3 protein-coding genes are annotated in these 2,395 nt (G+C 65.0%); 2 read left to right on the top strand and 1 reads right to left on the bottom strand.

What is annotated here, in order from left to right; translation table 11 throughout:
* Together HP499_RS23420 and HP499_RS23415 are read left to right on the top strand one after the other, a co-directional pair.
* A partial coding sequence (locus tag HP499_RS23420; RefSeq protein WP_172326448.1) for an ABC transporter ATP-binding protein occupies positions 1-1,339 on the top strand: 1,339 nt, incomplete at its 5' end.
* Entirely contained in the window at positions 1,336-2,130 is a 795-nt protein-coding gene (locus tag HP499_RS23415) for an energy-coupling factor transporter transmembrane protein EcfT (RefSeq protein WP_172326447.1), read from the top strand. The genes HP499_RS23420 and HP499_RS23415, both read left to right, overlap by 4 nt.
* On the opposite strand, the gene HP499_RS23410 is transcribed toward HP499_RS23415, so the two are convergent.
* A partial coding sequence (locus tag HP499_RS23410; RefSeq protein WP_172326446.1) for a GNAT family N-acetyltransferase occupies positions 2,127-2,395 on the bottom strand: 269 nt, incomplete at its 5' end. The two genes, HP499_RS23415 and HP499_RS23410, sit on opposite strands and share 4 nt — an antisense overlap.

Below are 2,395 nucleotides of genomic sequence, written 5' to 3'. Positions count from 1 at the left end.
TGACGAGACCGGCTCCCTGCTGATCGACGGTGTTGTGCCCCGCGAGCAACGTGGGCGCGCAGGGCTGATGCAGCAGGACCCCGAGACTCAAGTGGTGCTGTCCCGGTTGGGTGACGACGTCGCTTTCGGCGCGGAAAACCTTGCCGTTCCGCGCGAGGAGATTTGGTCCCGCGTCCATGAAGCGCTCGACGACGTCGGGTTGCGCACCGCTGCCGGCGGCGGTTTGCCACTGGATCACCCGACGGCGGCACTGTCCGGAGGCCAAAAGCAGCGCCTTGCGCTTGCCGGTATTTTGGCGATGCGCCCCGGCCTGATCCTCTTGGACGAGCCGACGGCCAACCTGGATCCGGCCGGAGTGCTGGAAGTCCGTGATGCTGTTCGGCGCTGCCTGGATAAGACCGGTGCCACCTTGGTGGTTGTGGAACACCGGGTGTCCGTATGGAAGGACCTGGTGGACCGGATTGTGGTCCTGGCGCCTGGGGCAACCGCCGGCGTCCTCTTGGACGGCCCACCGGACCAGGTCCTGTCCGAAGCCCGCACCATGCTGATGTCGGCCGGTGTCTGGGTGCCGGGGTACGTTCCTGCAACCCGGGGCCGCCTGAACCAGCCCGACACCGCGCAGCTTCTCCTGGCAACCCAGGATCTGGCCGTGTCCCGGGAAAAACCGCGGCGCAAGGGCTTCAAAACCATCCCGCCCGTCCCCGCGCAATCCGGGGTCAGTGCACAGGTCAGGGCAGGCCAAGCCCTGACGGTCACAGGACCGAACGGTGCCGGCAAGTCCACTTTTGCTCTCACGTTGGCCGGTCTTTTGGCGCCGGTGGACGGTACGGTGAGTGCCGCCGTCGAGCTTTCCGAGGGTGCGGGTATTGACCCTTACAAGTGGAAGGCGGAGCAGCTGATCTCCCGTATCGGCACGGTGTTCCAGGAACCGGAGCACCAGTTCGTCACAGGCAACGTGCTGGACGAATTGATGTTTGGTCCCAGGCATTTGGGCCACGGTGAGGAACGCGTGGACGAGCTCCTGGAGCGGCTGCGACTCACACACCTGGTGGATGCCAACCCTTACACGCTCTCCGGGGGCGAGAAGCGGCGGCTTTCGGTGGCCACTGTCCTGGCTGCTCACCCCAAGGTCCTGGTGCTCGATGAGCCAACGTTCGGCCAGGACGCCAATACCTGGGCCGAGCTGGCGTCCTTTCTTTCGGAGCTGTTGGATGCCGGTACGGCGGTGGTGTCCGTGACCCACGACCAGGAATTCAGTGCAGTACTCGGAGGCACGGAACTGCGGCTCGGCCCGATCTCCCAAGGTGAGGCCACGCATCAGGAAGCGGGTGCGGCGTGAGGGATGCTTTGAACATTCGCGGAAACCACGCCCTGCTGACCCGCGCCAACCCCTTGGCCAAGTTCGTGTCGGTCTTCCTGATTTCCCTGGTGCTGGCCTTGTCCATCGACTGGGTATCGGCGTCAACAGCACTCCTTGCGGAACTGGCGCTCTTCCCGCTGGCCGGCCTCACTGTACGCCTTTTGTGGCAGCGGGCCTGGCCTTTGATCATGGCGGCAGCGATTGGCGGCTGGAGCACGGCGATCGTGGCGGCGGACAGCGGCGCTGTACTGCTCGACGTCGGACTCTGGTCCATCAGCGAAGGTTCCCTTGAACTGGGGCTGGGTTTCATGCTGCGCGGTTTGGCGATTGCCTTACCGGCGATCCTGCTGATGACCTGCACGGACCCGACTGATCTGGCCGATGCGCTGGCGCAAAAGGCCAAGCTGCCGCACCGATTTGTCCTGGGCTCCCTGGCAGCCATGAGGCTGGTGGGCCTGATGGCAGAAGAATGGCAGACAATCGGCATGGCCCGCCGCGCCCGTGGTGTCGGTTCCCAAGGCAGCCCGTTCCAACGGTTGAAGGCTACTCTCGGCCAGAGCTTCGGGTTACTGGTCCAGGCCGTGAGGAGGGCGTCGCGTTTGGCGGTGACCATGGAAGCGCGCGGCTTCGGCGGCGGGCAGCGAACCTGGGCACGCGAATCCACGTACTCACTGCTGGACGTATGGGTGGTCCTTGGCGGGCTTCTCATCGCCGCCGGTGCAGTGCTCGCAGCCGTCGGCGCGGGAACCTGGAGTTTCGTCTGGCGCTAGCGGGCCTGCTGCTCCTGGATCTCATCAAAGCCTGCCCTCGTCAGGAATCCGAGCTGGGCTTCCTTCTCGGCGAGCTGGATGATGGGGCCAAGCTCAAAGCAGGTAGCTTCCAAACGACGGAGGGCTTTGGCATTGCGGGAGTCGGGCTCCACCACAATACGGTCCTTGCCGGGCAGGGAGAACATGTACTTGATCAAGGACGTGCCCAGCCGCGGGGTGAAGTGCGGGATGGGCCGGGTAGCCGGTGCCAGCAGCAGGTGCATGC

Origin of the sequence: Paenarthrobacter sp. CM16 (genome assembly GCF_013179505.1) — a bacterium.
GTDB lineage: Bacteria > Actinomycetota > Actinomycetes > Actinomycetales > Micrococcaceae > Arthrobacter.
Note: the sequence above shows the minus strand (reverse complement) of the source record. Positions and strands in the feature narration are given on the sequence as shown.